Here is a 24,766-nt window from a genome sequence, read left to right on the forward strand (position 1 = left end):
GTAATTCTTTGCGATTTTCTAGGTGCTTTTGGTCTCTTTCTTTTGACCTTGTTTTTCATAGACTACTTTACACTATCGCTTTGTTATAGTTTTTTCCAATTCTTCATCATCAGACAGCCATATTTTGCTGCTTTCTGTTCCCAAAACCCTTGCGAATACTTCTCTCAGAGAAACTGAATAATTGTGATGCTTTTCTTCGTTCTCCATATATTCGCCGAAAAAACTGCTTTGAGGGAGAGAAGTGACGGCCCTCAGAAGGATATCAGCCGTTTCCAACGGATATTGGACATGAAAGACCCCTTCTTTTGTTCCCTGTTCAATGATTCGGGCAAGGGGAGCAACATATTTCTGAGCAAGGGCGAGATAATATTTATAAAGCGTAAAATCCGATTTCATCACCATGCTTAAAAACCTTGCATATTCTTTTTTAGGCCGCTGGAAAGTCTCCTTTCTTTGCATAAAAAGCCTTAGTTTTTTCAGAGCATCCATTTCATGATCTTCAACGATAGGCTCAAGTTCTACAAGAGAGGCTTCCATCAATCTGTTGATGCTTTCCGTCAGAACTTCTTCCTTTGATTTAAAATAATGATAAAAGCCTCCCTTTGAGATTTTTGAAGCATTTAAAATATCCTCAATACTTGTTTCCTCGTAACCTTTTTCCAGAAACAGCTTTTCAGCAATCTCTACAAGCTCATTTTTTTTCGTGTTGTAATGCTTTGCCGTTTTCGCCATAATTACACCTCCATAAACAAACCGACGTCGGTTTGTTTGTAGTATACTCCTATAGATATGGCATTGTCAAGTGCAATCTGCCAATATGGCATTTTTATCGGTATTACATCAATATGTGCACAATGCCCTGACCACCGTCAACAACAACCTTATCTCCTGTTTTAAGTCTCGAGGTTGCATCACCACATCCAACAACAGCCGGAATACCAAGTTCTCTGGCAACTATAGCAGCATGAGAAAGAGGTGCTCCTACATCGGTTATAATCGCTGCAGCTCTTGGAAATAGGGGAGTCCAGCCTACATTAGTCGTTGTTGCGACTAAAATTTCTCCCGGCTGAAGCTTTTCCCCTTCCTCAGGCGTTGACAAAATGCGTACCGTTCCTTCTATTCTGCCTGCTGCCCCGGCAAAGCCCTTCAATGTTTCAGAATCCTGCACTACATCTGATGGCAGAGTCGAATCATAAAAGTCCATTCGTTTATTTGGATTGCTTGCCCATTCCGAAGGATTAAACCGACCTCTGATAATTGACGGAAATGGTGGCATTTCCTTATACTTTTCAAAGTTTTCTTTTCTTTTAGAGATATAATTTATATTAACAGTCCTGCCGGATAGCAATGCCTCCACCTCATTAATGTAAAGGAAAAATATATCATCTCCTATTCCTATAAGTTCACCTGCCTTGAGCGCGAATGTTCTGACCACTCTGAACACCCTTACAAACTCCGAGCGTGCCGCTTCGCGTATACGAGCCCCTTCAGATGCCTTTTCCATTTGCTTCTCCAGCCATTTTACTTTGCTCGGATATTGCTCTTTGAATCTTTTCCACGCATCCTCATATTGATTGTGCTGCTTTTTCAGAAGCTTATCTGCATCAATACCGGAATCCTTAAATTCTTTAATCTGCATTTCAAGCCAATTTTCATCCTCTGATGGGTCTTTCATGGATAATTCAAATTCGTGAGGTCCACGATGACCATTTTTTCTGTAATACTCTTCCCGGTCCATCTCTCCTTTCAAAACCTTAGAAATTCCCATAACAGGACCGAGGCTTGCAAGTTCGGAGCTTCCCCTCAGATTGGACAACAGTGTATTGGCATCCTCAGTTCCCACAAGCTTTGTAAGCTTTTTGCCCAGGGTTAAGGCTAATACGGCCTTGGTTCCGCTTACAATCAATCCCCACCATGCTTCTGTGTTGTATGGCTCCAGCTCGTTCTTCCACAGCTTCAAGAGTTCATCCTTATTGTTTATTTCCATAATCTCTTCCTTGGTCTTTCTGCACCAGTCAGGTGTTTTATTGACAAAACCCTGTAAGCTTCCCGCAACTTCTTTATTCTTTTTCAGATAATATTTTATTCCCGGAAGCATTGTTTTAAATAAATCCATTCTTGAAAATGGATAAAAGGGTATCGTCAACCCTTCAGGAATTTGTCCGAACACCTCTCCCAGCATTTTTAATCCTAATTTGGTGCTTCCATACAATGCACTTATAGCCGATAGTCTATGACCTATATTGGAGTATATCCTCCCGCAAATATTTCCCGACCACAAATAATATCCGGGAACAAAACCGGATTCGATATCCAAAGCTCTCACTAAGCTCCATGTAAGCGGTGTCACAACATCGGGGATTGCCTCTCCTACATTTGTATTTACCCAAAGAGAATCTCTTATGAAGCTCTCATTTATTTCATAGGTATCAAGATTACCCGGAGACAAAGTTGTTATAGGTCTCGCCTGTAGAATATATAAATTACCCCTTGCCACCGACCACTCGATATCCTGGGGACTTCCAAAATCTTTCTCAAGCTTAGCCGCATACTGATACAGTTTATCGGAATATTTTTTAAGCTCATCAGGTCCATTGTATTTTCCTTTAGGTCTGCTGAGCTTAAAGTCATACGCATTTGCCTCTCCTGATACGAGCTGTTCTCCCAATCCATGTACATAATTACCAATCATGTCTTCAAAACTCCCCGATATGGGATCAGCGGTGAACAGAACTCCCGATATTTCAGACGGTACCATCAACTGTACAACCACAGCAATCTGATGAGCTTCTTCTATCCCCTGGACAGAGCTGTAAGCCTTAACTCTCTCTGAATGTCTTGATTTAAAGACCTCATATATGGCTTCCTGTATCTCTCTATCCGTATCCACATTGAGGACTGTTTCAAATTCTCCTGCAAATGAAGCCTTAGCGGAATCTTCGCTTAATGCAGAAGATCTGACTGCAAACAATGCTTCTTTATTGTTTTTTCTTATTGTATTAAGATGGGTCAAAATCTCTTTCCATGCATTCTCATTCAGCTTTTCATCTTCAAAAGCCGAGGGTAAAATTACAAAGCCCTCAGGCACCGGATATCCCCCCTGAAGCATCCTTGCCAGCATGCTGCCTTTTCCTCCTGCATATTGTCGGAGCTCAGGAGTAAGCTCTTTAAAGCCTTTAACCATATTCATCATATTTTACCTCTCACCTTTCAATTCCAAATCGAATCATGGAAAGAAAACTGTTTCTTTCCGAAAGAAATTCATTGAGATACACTTCTTCAAAATCATTGTTATTTTCTAAGTCTGCCAGATACTTGTTATCAAAATAATCCAATGTAAGCATGACCAGCCTGAATGCCTGCTCACGGTTGACATTTTCTCTTAGATCAACCTTTTCGAATAATTTCTTCCATGCTTTTTCATTTCCATCAAGCAGCATACCGTATTTGTTTTGAATTTCAGTTTTCAATTCAACAGGTGTTTCATAAAAAGCTTCCATCATAACTTTCATTAATTTGGGATTTTTTTTATAATAATTAACTTTAATGATGCTGAATTTTTCTTTTGCTTCAAAAAAGTCCTGATTTTCTAATAATGTATCAAATCCCATTTCAATTCTTCCCTTTTCGATACACCTGTCCAAAACACTGAGATACAAATCTTTCTTATTATTAAAATGATGAAAAATCAGTGCCTTAGATATACCGGCTGCCTCCGCAAGCATTGTAGTCGAAGTATTTGCATATCCATGTATGGCAAACACTTCAAAGCAGGCATCCAAAATTTTATCTTTATCGTATAGTTGTAAGGGCATTATAGCTACCTCCCCATAAATATTTTAACTGACCATCGGTTAGTATCATTATAATACTATGCTGACCGTTAGTCAATAAAAGATTTTAAAAATGGGCAAGTCTTTTAAAAAACTTGCCCAAAAATATTTATATAATACGTATCTACGAGTTGCTTTCCATATGAGAAATTATTCTGATTATCAAGTCACTCATATTTGGCAGCGGAAATACGTGACCTGTATCCTCCAGCCAAATCCCCTGTGAACCGGGTATAGTTTCAGATAGTTTTTTCCCATGCTCAACAGGGATAACCTGATCATCTGTGCCATGTATTATAAGTGTAGGAATATCAAGATTCTTTAATTGCTCATAGCGGGATCCTGAGACAGTAACTGCCGCTTGGTGTTGAAATGCACCATTTATATTAATTCCTCTCCTGTTACGAAGATCATACAGCACTACCTCGGCAATTTCCTTAATGTCTAATTCGTCATATCCTATTACCTGAATATGCTTGGCTATTCGCTCCTTAATCAGATTTCTCTCTCCTCCCATAATTCGGTATCTCAAAAGAGGAATACCCTTTATGGATGAACCAATCAGATAGCTTGACTTTAAACCCGGCAGTTCAGGATCACCTATATCGCCCGATGTCATCATTAATGTGAGTGAAACAACTCTTTCAGGGTGATTTATGGATATTTCCTGAGCTATCATTCCTCCCATTGAAAATCCTATTATATGAACGTCCTGTATTTCAAGCTTATCCAGCACTGCAACAGCATCTTCGGCCATGTACTTTACCGTATACGGATTTTTACGGTTCCAGTCATCTATCCAGTCAGACATACCCGTACCTCTCTGATCATATAGCACAACCCGATAGCCTTTATCAACAAACAGCTTAATATACTTGGGATGCCATATCAATGCATCTGCTCCGTTCCCCATAACAAGCAATACCGTACCCTTAGCCGCTGTTTCAGGAGCTTTGTCTGTCGGAATTCTTAATTGAATAATATCCAATAACAGTTACCGCCATAGCACTTAGTGCATCCACTATCAGATCTTTCATGGTATCTCTCAGGGCGGCCTGACCTATCAGAACGGTCCCGTCAGCCAATATGAACTTTTGCATATTGGTACCAAACATGCTGTCAACTAAAAATTCATATATCTCCCATACCGCTCCGGCTGACAAAGCAAAGCAGAATGCAAACAATGCTACAAAAAAGGGGCTTAAGTGAGTTTCCAGCACTTCCATATCGTTGAAATAGCTTACAAGACCGAATCCCAATGCTCCCAGCATCGCTCCGCTGAATGCATGCAGTATTGAATCCCAGTAAGGTATTGTATAATAAAAATTTCTTACTTCTCCCAGATATATGGCACAGTAAAGGAAAACAAAGTACATAACCTCCATTTTATTCGGGATGTCTATGCGCAGCCTGCGTTCAACCGCTGATGGAATAAACATAACGATAATTCCAAATATACACTGAAGCAGCATAAGTGCATAATCACTTTTCACCTTTTCATATACATCTTCGCTTATAACAGAGGGAGCATTAATCATTTTTATTATGATATAGACTATTGAGAAAGAAAGAACAATAAAAAGCAGTACGCCCGTAATCTTCTTCCAGTCTCTTTTTCCGGCATAATTTGTTTTTTTCATTCCTTACCTCAAATACTTATTTTACTTTCCTTCTGTCATCAGTTAATCTAAATTAAGATACTGCGTAAGAAAAGCCTGCGGAATACTAAGCTCTTCATCATGCTCCGCTTCTTCTTTATATTGATTTACCTGTCTGTGAATTTTCTCCATTTTATTGTCCAGCTCCGATACCGAATCAGCAGCTTCTTTTAATTCATCTATTAAGTGTGAAGGAACCTCTTTATCATACTTATAGTATATCTTATGCTCCAGACTCGCCCAAAAGTCCATGGCAATTGTTCTTATCTGAACCTCAACATAGACATCTTCCACTCTGTCGGACATAAATATAGGAATTTGTATAATTAAATGCAAGCTCTTATAACCATTTGGTTTGGGGGTTTTTATGTAGTCCTTACTTTCAACCACCGTTATATCCTTCTGCCTTTGCAGCATTTCACTCACTTTATAAATATCCGATACAAAAGAGCAGGTAATTCTGACACCTGCAATATCCCTAACATTTTCTTTTATTGATGGCAAAGACATTTCATATCCTCTTCTTTGGACCTTTTTCAGGATATTTTCCGGTGTCTTAAGACGTGATTTAACATGCTCAATAGGATTATAGTCATGGATATATTGAAATTCCTGCATTAAAATATCAATCTTTGTATTCATCTCATTCAATGCAAATTTATAAGACATCATAAATCGGGTTAAATTCGTTTTAATTTCCTTTATATCTATGCTTGGTTCAGAATTCATATTGCTTTCTCCTTTAGTCCTCAGTCTTCCATTCGTCTTTTAATATGGCATAAACGCAGTCATCGTACCACTTATCATTCATGCGGTAGCTTTTAATAAAATGAGCTTCTTTTCTGAATCCAATTCTTTCAAGAAGCTTTACTGAGCTTAAATTATCCGGGTCGACGGAAGCGATAATTCTGTATTTTTTCAGCTCATTAAAAGCATAATCTATTATTGCCTTTACTGCTTCTGCAGCAAATCCCATGCCTTGATATTCGGGAGAAAGTGTATAACCTATTTCAATCTGGTATTTGTCATCTATAAAATGAATGCCAATATCACCGATCATTTGCCCTTCTTTCAGACATACAGCAAGCTGCAGCCATGTGTCAGGCATATTCAGATGAGCATTAGCATTTTTTTTAATGAATTCTTCAATTTCACTGATATTTTTTGGTCTCATTGATTGATACTTATATACTTCAGGCATGGAGCGATATTTATAGAAAGCTTCTTTATCTTTCATACTAAGTGTTCTTACCAACAAACGCCCGGTTTCTATGCTTATATCATCACATTTTGTCATATAAAGCTCCTCGTCTCTAATCTTAAGAATTATACTAATTATAATATCCTTTCCTTAATTGTAACTTTAACCCTGTCACCGGGCTGTTTATCTATTTTTGCCCTAATATCCTTGCGCAATCCTATAATGTAGCACACAGACCCGTCACTGTTCTTTATACCCATATTTACAATGCTTCCTTCATACGGCTCACCGTCAAAGGTTGCATGCACCTTTACTCTTCCTTTGCCGAACTCTGCTCTTACATCATAAGGAAATTCAACATACGCACCGTCAATATCAGGAACTTTCTTGATTTCTGTTTCAAACTCATACAATTTATTCATTTCATAATTACTCATATTGCCTGCTCCAAATTACATAGGATTATACTATTTTATGAGAATGCTGAAAATACTTTTCTTCTAAGTCTTCCAAGTGGTAGAAGATATGTACTAATTCATTTCCAAAATTAAGAAGAGAATAATATGTATTATCTCCTTCAACTGCCTTATCTATAACCTTTCTTTCTGTCAGTATAGATAATTTTCTATTTAGTTCCGTATGGCTCATATATGGAATACTCTCTAAAATATCGGTATATCGTTGATTTCCACTGTATATGGACTTTAATATTTCAGGCACCCATCTTAATTTAATTAAATCTTGTACAATTTGAAATCCATTTGATACTTTGTTTTTCATAGTTCACCTCTACGAACAAATTTGTGCCTTTTTATTTCCATTATTTTATCATATAATAAAGTAAATAGGAAATGATAATTAAAAAATAAAAACTTTGAGGAGATAATTTTATGAAATATGCAGATTTATTACAAAAATATTTATCAAATTTAGCAGTACTGAATGTAAAATTCCATAACATTCATTGGAACGTAATAGGCGGTCAATTCGTACAAGTTCATGTTTTTACGGAAGAATTATATGATGCTTTATTTGAAAGCTACGACGAAGTAGCAGAGCTGTTAAAAATGAAAAATCTAACGCCCTTATCCACAATGGCAGAATATTTAGAAAAAACTGATATCGAAGAAATTAAAGCTAAAGATTTCTCTATTAAGGAAGCTTTGGAACTTGTTAAAAAAGATATTGAATTCATGAAGGAATCAGCAACCAATATCAGAAATATGGCAGATGAAGAAGGAGACTTCGAAACTGTAGCTATATTTGAAGGCTATGTTGCAGCATTCAGCAAAAACATATGGTTCATAGGCTCTATGTTAAAATAAGAAAGTTTTTTAAAGCATCCTTACAAAATTTAAGGATGCTTTTGTTTTCACTGCATTATGTATCGCAGCTCTTTATCGTCACTGTCGGATATAATAAATGTGTTGTCATGCTTAAACCCCATTTTCTCGTAGAAACTTCTTGCACGCATATTTTCTTCCAACACCCAGAGTTCTATATTTTTAATACCTGTCTTTCTTATTTCATTTATTCCCCATTCAATCAAATCCTTCGCAATCCCACTTCCCCAGAATTCACGGATTAAATAAACCCTCCAGATTTCTGTCCAGGACTCATCATTGTTTCCATACCTGCATTTGCCAAACGAAATCAATCCCGCCGGTTGGTCATTCTCAAAAGCAATGGCAGTCTTCGGTTCACCTATGGATAATTCATTAATAAATCGATTTGTTCTTCTTTCCAATGAAAAAACATCATATAAAATATTATCCTCAATTATACCTTTAAAGCCTGCCTGTGATGATTCTGAATGAATTTTCCCCAATGCTTCCACATCGTTCAAGTTTGCATAACGAATTAATCTGCTCAAAATTATTCCCCCTGACATGATTATCTAAAATCCGCATTCTTCATTTACTATACACAATTTCATCCTGTTCCCGTCTGTTTGACCCTCAACAATCGATAAGTAATTACATACTCTTTCTTTTGATGAACAATCAACACATTTATTTAATTCCACACATGGCGGGTTATACCCGGCACGCTTTGCATTTAAAGGACTTGCAATATTCTTAACTCTGTTTATACCCTCTTTAACCGTATCAACAACCTTATTGACACCGACTACGATTATTACTTTATCGGGTCCGAAGGTAATTGCCGCTACTCTGTTTCCGCTGTGGTCAACATTGATAATCCGACCGTCAACACTTACGGCATTTGAACCTGAAATATACCAATCGCTGAGCAGTGCTTCTTTTTTGATTGCTTTAGATTCATTTCTGTCTTTACCAAGTTCTTTATCATACACAATATTTCCTCTCTGTATAAGTAACTCAGTTATATTCATTTTTTGAAGAGTACCGGAATGACCAATACCGACTTTGCAATCTAATGGTATTACATCTAATAAATATAATTTAACGTCCTCTAAGGAATCAAAATACTCAACATCGATATTTCTGTTTTTAAAATTTTCCTTTAATTTATTAAATCTCTCAATATTCATCCGATATACCTGTCCTTTAATTTTTTATTTTAATTTATTATAACATTTTAATTTAAGTTGTAATAATTCATAAACTCCGCCATTTCAACCTCGGAGCTGTGGTGGAAGTATTCTGTAAATGATTTATTTTCAAATGGCTTTCTCGGTGTGAGCTCCAATGTTAATTGTCCGTCTCCTCCGCCTATTTTCAGATTATGGTCAATCCTCGGATAGTACCCGTCTGCCGCAGTTATTATCGTGTATCCGTAAGGATATTTGTTCTTTTCAGTTGCTTTTTTGTATGGCATACTGATTATATTGCTTTCTGAATTAACAGCAAATTCATCGCCTGTATCGGTTATAATTAACTTTCCTTCCTCAACAGCCTTTCCGTCTGCAATGTCAATAATTTTTATTGTTATGCTTTCTTGCCCGGAATTGCTTTCATTTGCACAACTGGCAGATAAAATCAATATTGACATACAAAGACATATAAAGAATACTTTTTTCAATCTACCACCTCATATCAAGATAGCCTAATTTTACTACCTATCTCTGAAAATAAACATCTGCTGTAAATCCCGGCTTCAGTATATTGTTTGGATCATCGGGATCTATGATTACGCGGACAACTCGTCTGCCGTCCTTTTCAACTGCCAGAGCAGGAATATGTGTCACGGTTCCCTCAAGTGATATATCCGGAGATAATGCCGGAACAATTTCAACTATATCTCCCACATGTACACTTCCTATGAATTCTTCATAGACCTCCGCACTGACAGTTATGGAATCCACATCAATTATCTGAAGTATTGATGTAGGTACGCCTTGTACACCGAGCCGGTTACCGTTGATGACTGCTATGTTCTTTATGATTCCGTTTTTCACATTTGAAACAATCTGATTGTCCTTGATATAACCTTTTTCAAGCTTACCCTTCATAATATTCAAATCCACCTCTGTTGAGGAAACACTGCTTTCCTGCATTGCTACGTTTGTGCTGTTCCCGTCCTGAAGCTGTGAAAGCTGGATTTGTTTGGATTTGAGTGAAATATCAAGCATGTTAAGTTCATCTTTTAAAGCAGTCTTTGTTTTATGTATGCTTGCCTCTAAATCGTCAACTGCTTTCTGACGCTGATTCAGCATGGTCTCATACTGATTAAGAATCGTCTTTGAAACAGCCCCTTCATTATACAATGATTGGTAATCCTGAAAATCAATCTTTGCATCCTCAAGCTCCTTCAGTGCAAGCTCCATGGAATTTTGCAGAAGCTTAATATCAGCGGCAGTGTCATTATTATACTCACCTGTTTTGCGTGCAATTTCGTCCCGTATACGGGTAATGTCTGCCTGAAGTGCGGAAATATCCTGAGGTGCAGAGTCCAGTGCCAATTGGTTTGCAATCATCTGCTTATTCAATTTCTCGATACTTCCATTATACTCTGTAAGATCTATAATCACAAGGGATTGATTTAACGTAACACGTTCACCCTCCTTAACCTGCACATCAGTGACAGTTGACGGGAAATCAATGCTTATGTTTTCAATGCGGCTGTACATCACTTCGCCCCACGCTTCTATTTCGTCAGTCCGGTTCAAAGTAACCATGGTATCTGCTGCTCTCATATCTTCAATACTTTTTTTCCTTTGAGCAAATACAGTAATTGCGATAACCAGTACCACAAGGACTATTACCGCTGCCGCAGTCTTTTTATGGGATAAAATCAGATTTTTCATGTATTTTCCTCCATCTGTTGCTATTCAACACTTTTTAACGCTTCAAATATATCAAGTTCTTTCATCTTGTGTGCTATTACCTTGTTGACTATCCATGCAAATAACGCAGTCATTGCTCCGGCTATAAGCACATCCATCAGTTTAATATTACCTAAAAGATCCAGTCGTTCATCAATAGTGCTGGCTATTAACCAAGATATGAATCTCCCCACGGGTATGCCGGACAGCATCCCAAGCAATACCGAAAAATAATTTTCTATCAGTACAAGATATTGTATTTCCCTGTTATGAAATCCAAGCACACGAAATGTTGCAAGGTCTCTGACCCGTTCCACATAGTTAAGCATGCCTGTGTTGTACAGCACCACAAATGCCAATGACGAGCCTAAAACAATCAGAAATAAAACTGCCAGATTTACAACCCCCAGGCTGGAGGATAACCCATCCTGCATGCTTTCCCTGGTTGCCGAATCTGATACAATATCTCTGTCGAGGAACTTCTGATCAGGTTCACCGTTCCATCTGACCAGCAGTGCTGACGGCTTGAATGTTTCACCTAAAGACTCCCAATATGTGTCTGTCATATAAATTCCCTGACCGGAAGCAATGTATGCAATCTCCTCAATTGGAACGGCAGCGTAGCCCTTATCCTTAATCTTGATTTGTATAATATCACCTTTTTTTAAGCCTTTTTCTTTACAAAGCTTTCGGGTCATAAGAACCCCGTTTTCAGGAATTGAAACGGGATTACCGTCAATATCCTGCAAATATATCAACGGACTTTCCTTGGTTGTGATGTTGGTCAGTTCCATCTTATAGCTTCCGTCCGGAAAAATTACCTGGACTGCAGTTTCTTCAATTTGCTGCGTTATACCATCCAGCTCAAGGTTTTTAAGATATGTAGAATTGACCTTGGAAGTGTCCAGCACAATCTTCTGATTAAATGTAAATGTTGTTCCGTAGGTATAATCACTGATGCCTGACAAAGTGCTGCGAACCGTAAGTGCGGAAATAATGACACCGGTGCAGCCCATAACACCTATTGTGCTCATTATGAGCCGACCCTTGTTTTTAACCATATTTCGTGCTATAAGCTTGCTGCTGAACTTCATTTTTTCCCACACGGACGATATGGATTCCAGAAATATATGCTGTCCGCTTTTCGGAGGTTTATCACGGAGAAGAAACGCCGGAGCATCACTCAGAAGTTTCCTGCATGCCAAAAACGAAACTCCTCCAGTGCATATAAGAATTAAAATTAACACAAACACAAAATGTAAATAATTTATTTTTAAGCTGTAGCTGTTTAACGTAAGATTAAGCTGGCGAACCATAATTCTCCCGAATATATTCGGTCCGGTGAGAAGACCTAAAACGGAGCCCAACACGCCGACCATTACGCCGTAGGATGTGTAATGCCACAATATGCTTCGCTTGCTGTAGCCCAGTGCTTTTAATATGCCTATCTGAGAGCGTTGGTTTTCTATCATGCGCACCATGGTGCTCTGTGTTATCAAAGCAGTAACCAACAGGAAAAGTATTGGGAAAACCACAGAAAGTGTTCTGAACTGCTGAATACGGGAATTTACACTGCTGACGCTTCCGTTGTCCTTTTGCAATGTAATACCGATTAAATTATTTCCAACAACAGCACCCACTTTTTGTACTAACTGTGGAATATCGGAACCCGGTAAGGTTTTCACACTGATTTGATTATATATCTTCTGCCCGTAAATACTTTTCAATGCATCGGTATTGATTATAATAAAGCCGTATTCTGAGTGATTGGGAGCCAATGATGCAGAATTTTTGACGGCAAAAACATGCTCTCCGCTGAGAGCTAAGCCGTCAATTTTAAGACGCAGCCATCGGCTGTTTAATTTAATGGAAATGTAATCGCCTGTTTTTAGATTGTGAGCCTTTGCAAATGAGATGTCCAGCACGGCACCGCCGCTTTTACTGAATTTACCCTCATGAATCTCGGGTTGATCGAGAGTGCTGCGTCCATCCAGCGCATAGACATGCAGAGTAGGACTGCCGGGTAAAGCAGTATCGGCATCCGCAGTGAATCTCTTTTCTGCCAGCTTCACACCGTCAAGCTTACTGATTCCCCATACCATCTGTTCTGATGGGTTGGGTACTGTCACCCACAGATCCGACATGTTTGCCGATCGGTACATGGCATCCGCATGCTTTTCAACCGTAAACCATATGCTGTCAAGTCCTGTCATAATAAATACGGCAAGTGTTGCCATAATAAAAATTGAAATGAACTGCGCCTTTGACTTGCGCATGTCGCGCAGGGATTTTATAAACAGAGAGCCCCTTACCATACAATTTCCCCCACGTCCTTGAGATTATCATTGCATTGAACTCTCGCTATCTTGCCGTCTCTCATATGAAGCACCGTGTGTGCCATTTCTGATATCGAAGCGTTATGCGTTACTACAATCACTGTCTTACCGAGGTCATCTGACACCTCGCGTATGAGTCTCAGCACTTTACGGCCTGTTTCCGAATCCAATGCGCCGGTAGGCTCATCACACAGAACTATCTGAGGATTTTTTGCCAGTGCTCTGGCAATGGAAACCCGCTGCTGCTCACCGCCGGACAATTGACTCGGAAAATTATCCATCCTGCTTCCAAGACCGACGCGTTTCAGCATATCCCGTGCATCCAAAGGTTCAGGACATATTTCTTCTGCAAGCTGAACATTCTCCAGAGCAGTTAAATTCGGCACGAGATTGTAAAACTGAAACACAAATCCTATCTGAGTACGGCGGTATTCTGTGAGATCATACTCAGACATACCAGAAATTTCTTTACTGTTTACGATTATCCTGCCCGAGGTAGGGGAGTCCATTCCTCCCAACAGATTAAGAAGCGTGGTTTTTCCTGCGCCGCTCTGCCCGAGCACAACATTGAATGTGCCTTTTTGAAGCTTAAAGTTTATTCCGTCCACCGCTTTAATAACAGAACTTCCGATACAATATTCTCTTTCCACATTTTCAAATGTAATAAAATCCATGAATTCTCCTTTGCTGATTCATGATTATGTACTCGTTCTTGACTTTTAACTAAGAATTAATTATAATGACACTGTGTTGATTTTGCAACCGTCAGATGTTTATTAATTGTAATATTTACAACAAAATATCTCTCAGATGTTGTCTTGAGAACAAAATTAACTAAATCTGTTATGTACGATAGAAAGGAGTGCTGTCAGGAAAATGAAAGAAAGCAGAAAGACACGTTATACAAAGATGGTTTTACAGAACAGTCTTTTTGAATTGTTGGAGGAAAAACCAATCTCAAAAATAACTATCAAGGAGCTGTGCGAGAATGCGGATATTAACCGTACTACCTTTTATGCTCATTATACCGACCAGTACGACCTTCTTACTAAAATAGAAAATGAAACTCTGACCTGGGCTAAAGAGGCTGTTGCCAACCTTACCGACAAAAATGATAAATATGAAAATATTAAAATCATGGAAGAAATTTTTCAATATATCGTTGATAATGGAAAGAATCTAAAGATATTGATGAGTGAAAGAGGGGATATCAATTTCCAAAAGCAAATATTTACAATAATATATCAGCAATGCGGAATATACTTTTCGTCCGATGAAAACTCAAATATAAGAGATGAATACTTCATATTCGTTGTAAACGGAAGTATAGGTCTTTTGCAGCATTGGCTCAAAAATGGCATGAACAGATCTGCAAGGGAAATGGCTGAAATTATTTACAATATGGCTGTTCAGTCATAAAAGTCCCCCAAAAGTTGTTTATAAGCCTTCGCTTTTTGTTATTATAACTTGTGAATTTAAAATATGTGCTTCAGATGCATTTAAAAACTCTGAGAAAAAGCTCAAAGGAACGTAGGTTGTTCCATCTACTAAAATCGGAGCTGCATAAAGCTGAATGCCTGAAGTATCATCCATAGTATAATCGTCCTTGCCTATTTCAAAAGAAAGAAGCTCTCCTACAGTAACTTTTTGTTCTTCCTGATTCCATCCTACCTCATATCCCAGCTTTTCTGAAACAGCTCTCACCGGTGCCATTATAACACCATCGTCATTTTGAACCGGCTTAACTCCTTCAAGTATTTCTCTATTCACTACAACTTCCATACCCTCAACATCTTCAATTATGCCAAGCTCATCCTCATCAAGAACTATTATTTTCGTCGGATTAGTCTGGGCAGGAATACTTTTTGTAGATACACCATATAAAACAACAAGCTTTCTGTTGTAAAGCTCTCCTTCAAACTTGCTTTCATCCTCTGATACAATTTCTGTTTCTTCTGAAACATTTAATTTAAGGAAGTTATCGGCGCTTATCAAATCATCGTTGAAAAGGTCAACCTTTATGTTTAAATCAATTTCTCCCACAATTGCGGCTTCAGCAGAAATCTGCGGAGGATATATTAAAATCATTGGCTTTTGTGCATCGTAAAATACTGTTAATGATTCTCCTGCCGCCAATTTATCTATGTTTATCACATATGTATCCTTTGTGATAATAATGTTTGAGGGAAGTTCATTTTCATCCTCTATGGCTACCATTTTAGCACCATCTCCACCGTGGTAATCAGATATTTCCTTGATTACTCCTTTTATGGACATAAATCGTGACTTCAATTCTTTCTCCTCACTTACTTGATTGTCGGTGTCTGCCTCCGTGCTTTCATTAATTATATCAGCAAATGCCGTAAACATCGACATTGATAAAACCGCAACTGATAATGTTGCAGCAGCAATTTTTCTAATTTTCATTTTATTTACCTCCTATCGTTTTTCAATTTATTAGACGGTAAAAATAAAATTATTGTTCCGGAAAATTAATTCCAAAATTTTCATTCTTAGTGATGGTTTCCTGTTTCATAGCACCATTTCGCTATTTCTGCAATAAGCTCAAGCGGTAACGGCTTACTGAAGGGAAGCTGTATGGCACCTTTGCTCGTTTTGTATTCAGTGAGCTTTTCCTTGAAATGCTCAACAGCCTTATCTCCCGGATACAATCCGATGTGCTTTTTAAATGCCGCAAAGTGTATAATGTTTTGTTTTTGCCAATAGGTCGGCATACTCCACGATATACGCTCTTCCGCATGAGGAAGTACGGCACGTAGTGTATCACGAACTTGATTTAATAACGGCTGAACCTCCTCCGGTTGTGCATCAATATATGCATCAATCGTTTTCGGGGGTTCGCCGCAAAAATGATCCTGATTTGTGTTCTTAAATTCTCTTCCGCATTCCGGACATTTCCACATATTATTTTCCTCGCTTTTTATAATAGTTAAATTTATTGTAAATATCTTTTAATTTAATTATATTGCAGGATTTGTAATTTCCATATTAATTGCTATCCAGCCATTTGCACGAACTTCCTGACTTGCAATTTTAAATCCTGTCTTTTCATAACACCTGATTGCAGATTTATTAAAATCAAATACCGACAACCATACTTTTTTAAGACCAAAATCATTAAAAGCAATGGATACTAATTCTTCTAATGCTTTAGATCCATAACCCCTTCCGGTTAATTCAGGATTTAGTAAATATCGCCCGATTTTAGCTGTTTTATTTTCATCATCTATATTTATAACCTCAATGGTTCCTATCATATTATCTTCAAAAACTATTTTATAAATCTTATAGTTTGACGAGGCCATGGCTTCAATTCGATCAATGATTTGTTTTTCGGAAATTGGATATTCATAACCACCACCCGCCCACTGAAGTAAAAAGTCAGATGTTTTTTTATCATTCCACTTAACAATATATCCTGCGTCTGCTTTTTCTAAAGGCAGTATTTTTAACATAGACACCTCCGTAAAATGTAGTTGTATCAAAGATTATACTACGTTTCTTATAACTCCACACGATTTTTTTCATTGTTATCCTTATCTCTTCTTCAACTCAAATTGCTTACTCGTTAAAAGATTTGGCAATTCGTCAATAGCATTTATACTTGGATATTTACCGATGTCAATTATATTTTCAGAAAAACGCTGCCCGGGTATGATTGAATTGTTTCTTGATTTTATCAGGATACCATGTATGCCACATACGGCAGCACCATCTAAATTCGGCTCCCAGTCATCTACAAACACAGTTTGCTCCGGCGGAAGTCCCATTTGTTCAAGTGCGTGAAAATACATTTTCTCATTAGGTTTCCATGTGCCAAGGTTGCAGCTATATGTCTTTGTGTCAAACAAATTATCCATTCCTCCGCTTTTCAGAATTCGCTCGGCAGACGGCCACGTGTCTGAAATAATACCTATCTTATATTTTTCTTTCAGTTCTAAAACCGTTTCCTTTGCTTTATCATAAAATATGAAGTTGCTTGTATCTGCAACCTTGAATTCAGCAATTTCTGCTGCTTGTTCAACCGAGATTCCAAGCTCAGGCAATTCATCGGCAACAATTTTATAAAACTCGGCAAATTGCTCAATTTCCTCCTCTTCAGAAAACAGAAGGTGATTATCGTCAAGATATTTTAAAGCTTTATTAAAAGCAGCATTTCTTTTTTCAAGCGGCAGGCTCTCAATAGTTTGCATAGACGTAAATTCAAGCATCTTTTGGTTAATAAACCAGTTATCGTTTACCGGACGAAAAATCGTCCATCCTAAATCAAAAAATATCCCTTTAATCATATTTTCTCTCCGTTGTAAGAAATTTTCATTTTCCATTTATAAAAAAATTATACTACATTTCTCTCCATATCTCCATATAAAAAAATAAACCGCTCTCAATAAGAGCGATTAAATAGCTGCTGATACATTTCAGTGAAAATTTGTATATGGCGTTCTTCGTCAAGTATGATGCGATTCAGTATTTCTACTATATTTGGATCACAAATTGTGTGTGCCTGTCTGCTGTATTTGCAAATTGCTGCTTTTTCTGCTTCTATAGATTCTGCTATCAGTGCACTCAGCTCTTTAGGATAACCTATATAGGAAGGTGACCACCAACGCTTACATGATCTTCCGCTCCACAGCCTCGGGTCTGCTCCAAGCAGAAAGGCAAGCTCAGCGAATATATTTAAATGATGCATTTCAACGATGCTGATATGATGAAAGCATGTTGATATTGAACTGAATTCCTTTCTCGTCACAACTGATATATAAAAGTATCGGGCAACATCGCTGATCTCGGAAACGACATCCCCTATGTTACTAAGCATTTCACAGGCATAAATGGGATTTGGACCGTCCACTTGTACTGTCGGATATGGTTTCCCTACAATATAGTTACACTCATTTGGGCTGTAATAGCTCACTTTCATTCCTCCCCATAGTCAATATATTATATTTTATTCGTAAAAGCGGGAGAATATGATAGAGAAAGGTTAAAGTGCTAAAATTCCTGACTACAACATTGACTCAATTTGCTTTTTTGATTTCTTATCCAATATTTCACCTGTAAGAGCTTTAAAAATATAATTCTCTATTTCATCGGTCGATTGTTGTTTTCTGACAATTGCAAGAATCTCTAATATATCGAGCAATATTAGCTTTCGCATTGTTTCTTTAACATCCATAATATTAACAGATATAAGATTATTTGCAATTTTAGAGTGAAGGTGACTCTTATAAGGTACTATATTATGTAATTCCTGAATACATTGGCGCACAGTTATTGGTTTTTCATCATTCAAAAGCGAGAGATAATCATCTATCACATCGTCAATTCTATTGTCCTTATCCCATTTTGCATTATCTGCTATAAGCATGAGACCGATACTTCTCTGATAAGAATTTTCACTTTTCATTTTTTTGCAGAATATATCCCAAAATGGATACACATCATCGAAATATAAAGAGCGATTCCGCAGCATCAATAATGATTGATACCTGATTTTGTCATCCTTTTCTGATAACCATTCAACAAGTTGTGATAAATCACTTTTATCAATGCCTTTTGAAGCTTCTTTTAAGTCGTTCTTATTAATTGACATAAGGCTTTCAACTGTAATCATTTTGAATCATCCTCCTTCATTTTGAGTATTGTTATACTCATGATAACACTATATAAGAGCTAAATATTTAAGTCAATATTTTAATTCTAATTTTTGGAAATATGCTTTTTGCAATTGATTTATAATAGTATCTGTACCGAGACTGTAATCTCTTCAAAAATCAACATAAAAAAATTATATTATTCTCTTCTGGCTTAACTTAAAACATAAAAATCCAGAATATAAATTAAAATATACGCAATAATAAAAATGCATAATAACTGAAAGGAGAAAAATCATATGTCAAATTTAAATCAAATGGAATTACAGAACTTAAGGCATCTAATCGGTGCCCACGAAACTACGGCTAATAAATTAGACGCTATGGCACAGCAATGCCAGGATCCACAGATTAGTCAAATGCTTAAAACCGACGCCAATGCTGCAAGACAAAGCAAACAAAAGTTAATGACATTTTTACAATAAGGAGGTAATTTATATGAACGAAAAAGATATTATGAATGATTGTTTATCAATGATTAAGGGGAGTTTGACAGGTTATGCGGCAATCATTTCCGAAACCGACAATCCTCAGTTACGCCAAACATTCCAGGAAATGAGAGATATGGATGAGCAACGTCAGTATGAGCTTTATCAGACTGCTAAGCAGAAAGGATATTATCAACCTGCTCAGCCTGCTTCGGAAAATGACATAATGATGATCAAAAATCAATTATCACAAGGATAATATACAAAAAATTGCCTCTATTTTATGAGGCAATTTTTTATACTATTTATATTCTAATGCAGTATTTTCATATTATTTGAACGCTAAACCATAACGTCTATGGAAGAACCGCTTCCTCCGGCAAAATTTGCAGTTGACATTTCAGATGTACCTGCATCTGTATATGCCCTATAGTTTTCGGAATCTCCTATCTCTTTTTCTTCACAAACTGCAGCCCTTACCACATTTAAACGCTCAGATTGCTTTCTGTTATATACTTTCGATTTGTATCTCTTGCTTAAACACTGCTCTTCTTCTCTTTTTTCCGCACGTCTTTCCTGCTTAATACGTTCTTTCATTCGTTTTTCGTTATTAAGCTTGATTATTTTTTCATCGGCCTTTCTCATGACATTTTTTATTCTTGCAATAGCAGCTTTTATCTGCGATTCATCTCCGCCGCTTTTACTGATTTTGTATATTTCTCTTCTGAGATTACTTTTTAGCATAATAATAGCACCTCTGGATTCTGCCGATGCTAACTTTGAAAGATATCGTGCAGAGGAAACATTTCCGGAAGCAAGTTTATTGTAATCTATGCCATTGCTATTAGAATATCCGAGACCTGAAAATTTGGTAATCATTTTTTTCTCCTGATTATTACTGAATATATCCACAATGTATATATTCAATATATATATCGGTATAATCTTAAAAAATTTTATGATAAATTATTTTAATCTATCTTTTCTTTTTTGTAACTAAGCAGTCTTTTTTCCAATGTACCAGTATGAAGCTCGAAAAGGTGATTGTCATAATCATGAAAATATATTGATTTACCCTCTCCTTTGACCCTTTTTCTCCCTGTTTTCACCTCTAAGCCAAGATTTTCTATTTTTTTTAGATACTTTTCATAATCTGACTCATCTATTTTAAACGCTATATGATTATAGCTTTTTTCTGTTTCCTTCCCTTCCATAACCGCAATCCAAAGGTCATTTATCAAGAAAAATTTTTCTTTAGATACAGAAAATTCTTTGCCGTCGCTTGAATAAACTTCTTTGGCTTCAAAAATTTCTTTAAAGAATGTTGCTGCTTTATCTAAATTTTTTACAATAAAAGTAATATGACTAATTCCGGAAATCAACTTATTCACCCCTTATAATTTAGATAGTAATTCGATATCTTTCGGATTGCGGAGACGTTGATGCTTTAGAATCGGTACATTGTATTTTTCTCCAAGCGAACGTACAAGATTCTTATAACAGCCTTTCATTTTATCATGGAAGGCAATCATCTCGATACCATCTTTAATAGCTTCTGCCGCATTTGATGCAAAAGCAAGTCCATTTTCGCCTTCATATTCTCCGGATACGAGCCATTGATTTGCAATTATATGGGATACACCGAATGCTTCTCCATCCCAATCTGCAAATACTGCCTCAGCAAAGTTAGGATCAAAATGAACGCCGCCGACACAAAGAACGTTATGTATATTTTTCTCGTCATCGTTGAAAACTTCTGTCAGCGCATTTGCCAGTGCGGTACAGGCGGTACGGTCTGCCCAGCTTTCTTCTATACTCCCGACCTCAATATCCATCATAGGTACAGGATATTGGAGAATAAGCTGCGGTGAACTTTCCGTTGTTCCAGACCAATGGGTTGCTTCTGTCACAACCTTGTACTCGTCAAGCTTAAGCTCCCTGCGGTTTCTCTCCAATCCAAGCAATAAATTTCTCATATACTTGGGATTTATGGGACCGTAAATGCCTGAATTGACATCCCCAATGGAATGAACCGTCAGAACCTTCGGCGGAGCACTTCCGCCTTCATGCCATGTTACCATTCCAGCTACATCGCAATCACCAAAATACTTATTCATCTCCGGAAGATATTTTACATAATTCAAGCAAACCGGAACCTCAGTGGGAACAAAATAATATATATTTTCCCCCTCATCCTTATGCATCATAACCTTACGTCCGTCAAATGTAATATCGGATGGAGCAATCATTCCTTTTTCATTTAATATCTCCCATACCATGCGAGAGACCAATCCTTTACGCTCTTCTTCATTGCAGATATAGTACACTGCTTTTTTACCTGAAACCATAATATTTCTCCATTCGTATAAATTTGCATTGCATATAAGATCCTTATAATATGAAGCATGCTTGAAATACTCATGCTTTTGATTTTTTAGGTATTATATAGCTAATTTACATCTGCGTCAATAGCAGCTTAAAATTAACACAAGAGCCCAGTTGATAACTTATTAACGCAGGTTATCAATTGGGCCTTTATAAATATCTATTAACTTTTCACTATAACAAATCTAATTTTATAGTATTAGCACTTTTGCATTTATTTAGAAGTAGCCTCATGTTCTGACGGCACCCACAGTTTGCTTTTACGTTGTACAAAGAGTATTAAAGATAGCAATCCAAAGGAGACAACAAGTGTAAGAATCAGATTACCTTTGGAGAAGCCTGCTGCAAAATATCCAATCACTGCACAAATACCACCAACAATGCAGTACGGCAATTGTGTTTCAACATGTTTGATGTGATCACATCCTGCTGATGCTGAAGCCAAAATAGTGGTGTCAGAAATAGGTGAGCAATGGTCCCCCCATACACTACCGCCCAAAACCGATGACATGCTTACTACTAAAAGTTCCGGAGCAGCCACTTCACAAATAGTAAATACTAACGGCATTAGAATACCAAATGTGCCCCAGCTGGTGCCGGTAGCAAAGCTTAGTGCCGCAGCAACCAAGAATATAATTCCGGGTATAAGACCCAAAGGCATACCGCTTTCAGCAACCATATTTCCAACAAAGATGCCTGTGCCCAGCAAATGACGGCAGCAGCCTCCGATGGTCCATGCCAAAATCAATATAATGCTGACTTCTACCATGCTTTTTGCACCATCATTAATACCCTTCATGAACTTACGAAAAGGTACTGTCTTTCGAGGTACAGTCATGACAAAAGCCACTATGAGAGCCACGAAGCAGCCGGCCTGCAGGGATACACTGGTTGAGCAATATGAAAAAGCCTCAATAAATCCACGACCATTCCAAAATCCGCCTGTATAAAGCATAAATACGAGCGTAACAAGAATCAGTACTGCTAGAGGCAGGAACATATCAATAATTCTGCCATTCTTATTTATCTCTGTGGGCTGATCTATAGATCCTAAATCTCCGGTTGTATCTGCTTTTAACTCTGAAAGATACATTGGTCCAAAGTCATTTTTAGGAAATGAAAAGTAAATTACCAGTACTATAGAAATAAAGCAATACAGATTGAAAGGTACCGTTGCAAGAAATGCTTCCATCGTACTATTGAATGTTGTATTCTCCGGTATTGTGGAGCTTATACCTGCAACCCATATGCCCATTGGCACCAGACAACAAACAGGTGCTGCAGTTGCATCAAGAATATATGCCAGTTTAGCACGACTAAGCTTATTACCATCCGTGATTGGCTTCATTATAGCTCCTGTAGTTAAATTATGAAATGTATCACTGAGGAACAAAGAAGATCCAACGATTAATGTGGCAAGATTGGTACTGGTTTTTGTTTTGATACGATGCTGTGCCCAATCGCTTACAGCATGCTGACCTCCTGTAAGGGTAACTACTTCAATAACGGCACCCAACATACCAAGCACAATCAACAGTCCAATGTCTACTTGATTCATAAGTAGATTGAAAGTAGTAATTATTGTACCCATAAATAAATTCTGACCTAAAGCTACTGTGTATATGACAGTCCCGGACAAAATACCTATAACCAATGATAATATTACTTCTTTTGTAGCTAACGCAAGAGCTATTGCTACAATAGGCGGGATGATGGATAGCCATCCAACAGAAACTAATTCCATATAAATTCCTCCTTGTAATAGTTTTATTTACTTGTATTTAATAGCTTAATCTCATTGCTGTTTTGATAGCCATTTTGCCGCATATGTGCATAGGGAATCGATACCCTGAATTATTTCTTCGTCACTGCTTGTGGAATAGCATACTCTCAATGTATTTCGTGGTTTATCCTGATCAATATAAAATCCGGCACCCGGAATCACAGCAACACCATTATCGATGGCATTAAAAGCAAAGTCGTATGTATCGAAACCTTCAGGGAATGTTATTGTAATAAACAGCCCTCCTTCGGGATGATTCCATGTCAATCCTTCAGGGGATTTTTCCTCAAGCTGTTGTATCATAACATCTCGTTTATGTTTATAAATATCCTGACATCTCTTCAGATGCTCTGAAAAATCACTTATCATGCAACGGTATGCAATATACTGGTTTATCATTCCTGCATGTACATCCGTAACTTGCTTAGCCACAGTTATTCTTGTTTCCAGTTCTTTATCAAAAATCAGGAAACCAATACGTAATCCCGGAGACACAGTCTTAGAAAAACTCCCCCCATACAGAACACGTCCATCTAAATCAAATGACTTAATCGGTGGAATGTCCTCGCCATCAAAACGCAATTCACAGTATGGATCATCTTCAAATATGGCAAGGTTGTACTGCTTGGCAAGAGCATATACAGCTTTGCGTTTTTCCAGACTGTAGGTATAGCCGGTCGGGTTTTGAAAATTAGGTATCACATAGATGATCCTGGCATTGGGATTCTCCAAAATTGCTTTTTCTAGTTCTTCAATATTTAATCCGTCCTCTTCAAGAGTGACGCCTGCCAATGTACCATAGTATGACCGAAATGTATTGTAGCAGCTGGCAAAGCTTGGTTCTTCTGTAATAATTACATCACCTTCGTCTAAAAGGACCTTGGTGGTATAATCACAGGTCTGCTGACCGCCTGCAGTAATCAGAACCTCATTTCTTGTAAAATCAATTTCCCATCGTTCAGACATATATGTTTTAATTGCATTCCGCAAAGGTTCGTACCCAAGAGAATTTCCGTATTTACAAAGTGTCAAAGGTTCTTCAGCAAAACCTTCCGCAACAAATTTGGCAAATAGTTCCGGCCTATACGTTTCATTACCTGGATTCCCGTTGGCAAAAGAAATAATTCCGGGCTTGTTAGATGCCTCAGCAATACCTCTTATGAGGGACCTTTGTACCTCAACCATTCTTTTTGCAACATGTAAAGACATTAAAATTCC

The 24,766-nt window shown here is 37.6% G+C and carries 30 protein-coding genes; 4 read left to right on the forward strand and 26 right to left on the reverse strand.

Annotation, left to right across the window (positions count from 1 at the left end):
• Window positions 1-72: 72 nt before the first annotated feature.
• The 9 genes from HZF24_RS13840 to HZF24_RS13880 form a co-directional block, all read right to left on the reverse strand.
• The gene (locus tag HZF24_RS13840) at window positions 73-732 is read right to left on the reverse strand and encodes a TetR/AcrR family transcriptional regulator (RefSeq protein WP_179238934.1); all 660 of its coding nucleotides are present in this window, start codon (window positions 730-732) and stop codon (window positions 73-75) included.
• A 103-nt stretch (window positions 733-835) separates the two neighbouring features.
• Window positions 836-3,193, reverse strand: coding sequence for a PEP/pyruvate-binding domain-containing protein (locus HZF24_RS13845; protein ID WP_179238935.1), 2,358 nt, complete (start codon window positions 3,191-3,193; stop codon window positions 836-838).
• 10 nt (window positions 3,194-3,203) lie between these two features.
• The gene (locus HZF24_RS13850; RefSeq protein WP_179238936.1) at window positions 3,204-3,815 is read right to left on the reverse strand and encodes a TetR/AcrR family transcriptional regulator; all 612 of its coding nucleotides are present in this window, start codon (window positions 3,813-3,815) and stop codon (window positions 3,204-3,206) included.
• Between the two features lie 142 nt (window positions 3,816-3,957).
• On the reverse strand, window positions 3,958-4,821 hold the full coding sequence (locus HZF24_RS13855) for an alpha/beta fold hydrolase (RefSeq protein ID WP_179238937.1): 864 nt from the start codon (window positions 4,819-4,821) through the stop codon (window positions 3,958-3,960).
• On the reverse strand, window positions 4,778-5,473 hold the full coding sequence (locus HZF24_RS13860; RefSeq protein WP_179238938.1) for a hypothetical protein: 696 nt from the start codon (window positions 5,471-5,473) through the stop codon (window positions 4,778-4,780). The genes HZF24_RS13855 and HZF24_RS13860 overlap by 44 nt, the downstream gene beginning before the upstream one ends.
• A 42-nt stretch (window positions 5,474-5,515) precedes the next feature.
• Window positions 5,516-6,220 (reverse strand): GTP pyrophosphokinase, encoded by a 705-nt coding sequence (locus tag HZF24_RS13865; RefSeq protein WP_179238939.1) that lies wholly within the window; start codon window positions 6,218-6,220, stop codon window positions 5,516-5,518.
• A 13-nt stretch (window positions 6,221-6,233) separates the two neighbouring features.
• Window positions 6,234-6,788 (reverse strand): GNAT family N-acetyltransferase, encoded by a 555-nt coding sequence (locus tag HZF24_RS13870; RefSeq protein ID WP_179238940.1) that lies wholly within the window; start codon window positions 6,786-6,788, stop codon window positions 6,234-6,236.
• A gap of 38 nt (window positions 6,789-6,826) precedes the next feature.
• The gene (locus HZF24_RS13875) at window positions 6,827-7,114 is read right to left on the reverse strand and encodes a DUF1905 domain-containing protein (protein WP_179239011.1); all 288 of its coding nucleotides are present in this window, start codon (window positions 7,112-7,114) and stop codon (window positions 6,827-6,829) included.
• A gap of 40 nt (window positions 7,115-7,154) precedes the next feature.
• Window positions 7,155-7,472, reverse strand: coding sequence for a winged helix-turn-helix transcriptional regulator (locus tag HZF24_RS13880; RefSeq protein WP_179238941.1), 318 nt, complete (start codon window positions 7,470-7,472; stop codon window positions 7,155-7,157).
• Window positions 7,473-7,582: 110 nt separating this feature from the next.
• On the opposite strand from HZF24_RS13880, the gene HZF24_RS13885 reads away from it, so the two are divergent.
• Window positions 7,583-8,017 carry a Dps family protein gene (locus tag HZF24_RS13885; RefSeq protein WP_179238942.1) on the forward strand — a complete coding sequence of 145 codons (435 nt, stop codon included), beginning with the start codon at window positions 7,583-7,585 and terminating at the stop codon, window positions 8,015-8,017.
• A 47-nt stretch (window positions 8,018-8,064) separates the two neighbouring features.
• Here HZF24_RS13885 and HZF24_RS13890 read toward each other — a convergent pair whose 3' ends face one another.
• From HZF24_RS13890 to HZF24_RS13915, 6 genes are all read right to left on the reverse strand, one after another.
• On the reverse strand, window positions 8,065-8,565 hold the full coding sequence (locus HZF24_RS13890) for a GNAT family N-acetyltransferase (RefSeq protein ID WP_179238943.1): 501 nt from the start codon (window positions 8,563-8,565) through the stop codon (window positions 8,065-8,067).
• A 24-nt stretch (window positions 8,566-8,589) separates the two neighbouring features.
• Window positions 8,590-9,207, reverse strand: coding sequence for a lactate utilization protein (locus tag HZF24_RS13895; RefSeq protein ID WP_179238944.1), 618 nt, complete (start codon window positions 9,205-9,207; stop codon window positions 8,590-8,592).
• Between the two features lie 47 nt (window positions 9,208-9,254).
• Window positions 9,255-9,668 (reverse strand): hypothetical protein, encoded by a 414-nt coding sequence (locus HZF24_RS13900; RefSeq protein WP_179238945.1) that lies wholly within the window; start codon window positions 9,666-9,668, stop codon window positions 9,255-9,257.
• A 67-nt stretch (window positions 9,669-9,735) separates the two neighbouring features.
• Window positions 9,736-10,923, reverse strand: a complete 1,188-nt coding sequence (locus tag HZF24_RS13905) for an HlyD family secretion protein (protein WP_179238946.1) — start codon at window positions 10,921-10,923, stop codon at window positions 9,736-9,738.
• Between the two features lie 20 nt (window positions 10,924-10,943).
• The gene (locus tag HZF24_RS13910; protein WP_179238947.1) at window positions 10,944-13,256 is read right to left on the reverse strand and encodes an ABC transporter permease; all 2,313 of its coding nucleotides are present in this window, start codon (window positions 13,254-13,256) and stop codon (window positions 10,944-10,946) included.
• Complete coding sequence (locus HZF24_RS13915) at window positions 13,250-13,951, reverse strand: ABC transporter ATP-binding protein (RefSeq protein WP_179238948.1); 702 nt, start codon at window positions 13,949-13,951, stop codon at window positions 13,250-13,252. Before HZF24_RS13915 ends, HZF24_RS13910 begins: the two co-directional genes overlap by 7 nt.
• 202 nt (window positions 13,952-14,153) lie before the next feature.
• Between HZF24_RS13915 and HZF24_RS13920 the strand changes: the two genes are divergently transcribed.
• Window positions 14,154-14,696 carry a TetR/AcrR family transcriptional regulator gene (locus tag HZF24_RS13920; protein ID WP_179238949.1) on the forward strand — a complete coding sequence of 181 codons (543 nt, stop codon included), beginning with the start codon at window positions 14,154-14,156 and terminating at the stop codon, window positions 14,694-14,696.
• An 18-nt stretch (window positions 14,697-14,714) separates the two neighbouring features.
• Here HZF24_RS13920 and HZF24_RS13925 read toward each other — a convergent pair whose 3' ends face one another.
• The 6 genes from HZF24_RS13925 to HZF24_RS13950 all read right to left on the reverse strand — a co-directional run bounded on the left by HZF24_RS13925 (window position 14,715) and on the right by HZF24_RS13950 (window position 18,912).
• Window positions 14,715-15,704: a copper amine oxidase N-terminal domain-containing protein gene (locus tag HZF24_RS13925; protein WP_179238950.1), complete on the reverse strand. Its 990-nt coding sequence runs from the start codon at window positions 15,702-15,704 to the stop codon at window positions 14,715-14,717.
• Between the two features lie 86 nt (window positions 15,705-15,790).
• On the reverse strand, window positions 15,791-16,201 hold the full coding sequence (locus tag HZF24_RS13930) for an iron chaperone (RefSeq protein ID WP_179238951.1): 411 nt from the start codon (window positions 16,199-16,201) through the stop codon (window positions 15,791-15,793).
• A 57-nt stretch (window positions 16,202-16,258) separates the two neighbouring features.
• Complete coding sequence (locus tag HZF24_RS13935; protein WP_179238952.1) at window positions 16,259-16,753, reverse strand: GNAT family N-acetyltransferase; 495 nt, start codon at window positions 16,751-16,753, stop codon at window positions 16,259-16,261.
• 81 nt (window positions 16,754-16,834) lie between these two features.
• Window positions 16,835-17,587: an HAD family hydrolase gene (locus HZF24_RS13940; RefSeq protein ID WP_179238953.1), complete on the reverse strand. Its 753-nt coding sequence runs from the start codon at window positions 17,585-17,587 to the stop codon at window positions 16,835-16,837.
• 95 nt (window positions 17,588-17,682) lie between these two features.
• A complete protein-coding gene (locus HZF24_RS13945) occupies window positions 17,683-18,213 on the reverse strand; it encodes a ferritin-like domain-containing protein (protein ID WP_407695754.1) in 531 nt (176 codons plus the stop codon).
• Between the two features lie 90 nt (window positions 18,214-18,303).
• Window positions 18,304-18,912, reverse strand: a complete 609-nt coding sequence (locus HZF24_RS13950) for a hypothetical protein (protein ID WP_179238955.1) — start codon at window positions 18,910-18,912, stop codon at window positions 18,304-18,306.
• Between the two features lie 279 nt (window positions 18,913-19,191).
• Between HZF24_RS13950 and HZF24_RS13955 the strand changes: the two genes are divergently transcribed.
• Complete coding sequence (locus HZF24_RS13955) at window positions 19,192-19,377, forward strand: hypothetical protein (protein WP_179238956.1); 186 nt, start codon at window positions 19,192-19,194, stop codon at window positions 19,375-19,377.
• Window positions 19,378-19,390: 13 nt separating this feature from the next.
• Complete coding sequence (locus tag HZF24_RS13960; RefSeq protein WP_179238957.1) at window positions 19,391-19,639, forward strand: spore coat protein; 249 nt, start codon at window positions 19,391-19,393, stop codon at window positions 19,637-19,639.
• Between the two features lie 83 nt (window positions 19,640-19,722).
• On the opposite strand, the gene HZF24_RS13965 is transcribed toward HZF24_RS13960, so the two are convergent.
• The 5 genes from HZF24_RS13965 to HZF24_RS13985 form a co-directional block, all read right to left on the reverse strand.
• Window positions 19,723-20,259 (reverse strand): hypothetical protein, encoded by a 537-nt coding sequence (locus HZF24_RS13965; protein ID WP_179238958.1) that lies wholly within the window; start codon window positions 20,257-20,259, stop codon window positions 19,723-19,725.
• Between the two features lie 92 nt (window positions 20,260-20,351).
• Window positions 20,352-20,762 (reverse strand): FosX/FosE/FosI family fosfomycin resistance hydrolase, encoded by a 411-nt coding sequence (fosX, locus tag HZF24_RS13970; RefSeq protein ID WP_179238959.1) that lies wholly within the window; start codon window positions 20,760-20,762, stop codon window positions 20,352-20,354.
• A 12-nt stretch (window positions 20,763-20,774) separates the two neighbouring features.
• Window positions 20,775-21,728: a D-aminoacyl-tRNA deacylase gene (locus HZF24_RS13975; RefSeq protein WP_179238960.1), complete on the reverse strand. Its 954-nt coding sequence runs from the start codon at window positions 21,726-21,728 to the stop codon at window positions 20,775-20,777.
• 251 nt (window positions 21,729-21,979) lie between these two features.
• Window positions 21,980-23,509 carry a Na+/H+ antiporter NhaC family protein gene (locus HZF24_RS13980; RefSeq protein WP_179238961.1) on the reverse strand — a complete coding sequence of 510 codons (1,530 nt, stop codon included), beginning with the start codon at window positions 23,507-23,509 and terminating at the stop codon, window positions 21,980-21,982.
• 51 nt (window positions 23,510-23,560) lie between these two features.
• Window positions 23,561-24,757 carry an aminotransferase-like domain-containing protein gene (locus HZF24_RS13985; protein WP_179238962.1) on the reverse strand — a complete coding sequence of 399 codons (1,197 nt, stop codon included), beginning with the start codon at window positions 24,755-24,757 and terminating at the stop codon, window positions 23,561-23,563.
• Window positions 24,758-24,766: the final 9 nt, after the last annotated feature.

It is taken from the genome of Sedimentibacter hydroxybenzoicus DSM 7310, assembly GCF_013403245.1.
GTDB classification, from domain to species: domain Bacteria; phylum Bacillota; class Clostridia; order Tissierellales; family Sedimentibacteraceae; genus Sedimentibacter; species Sedimentibacter hydroxybenzoicus.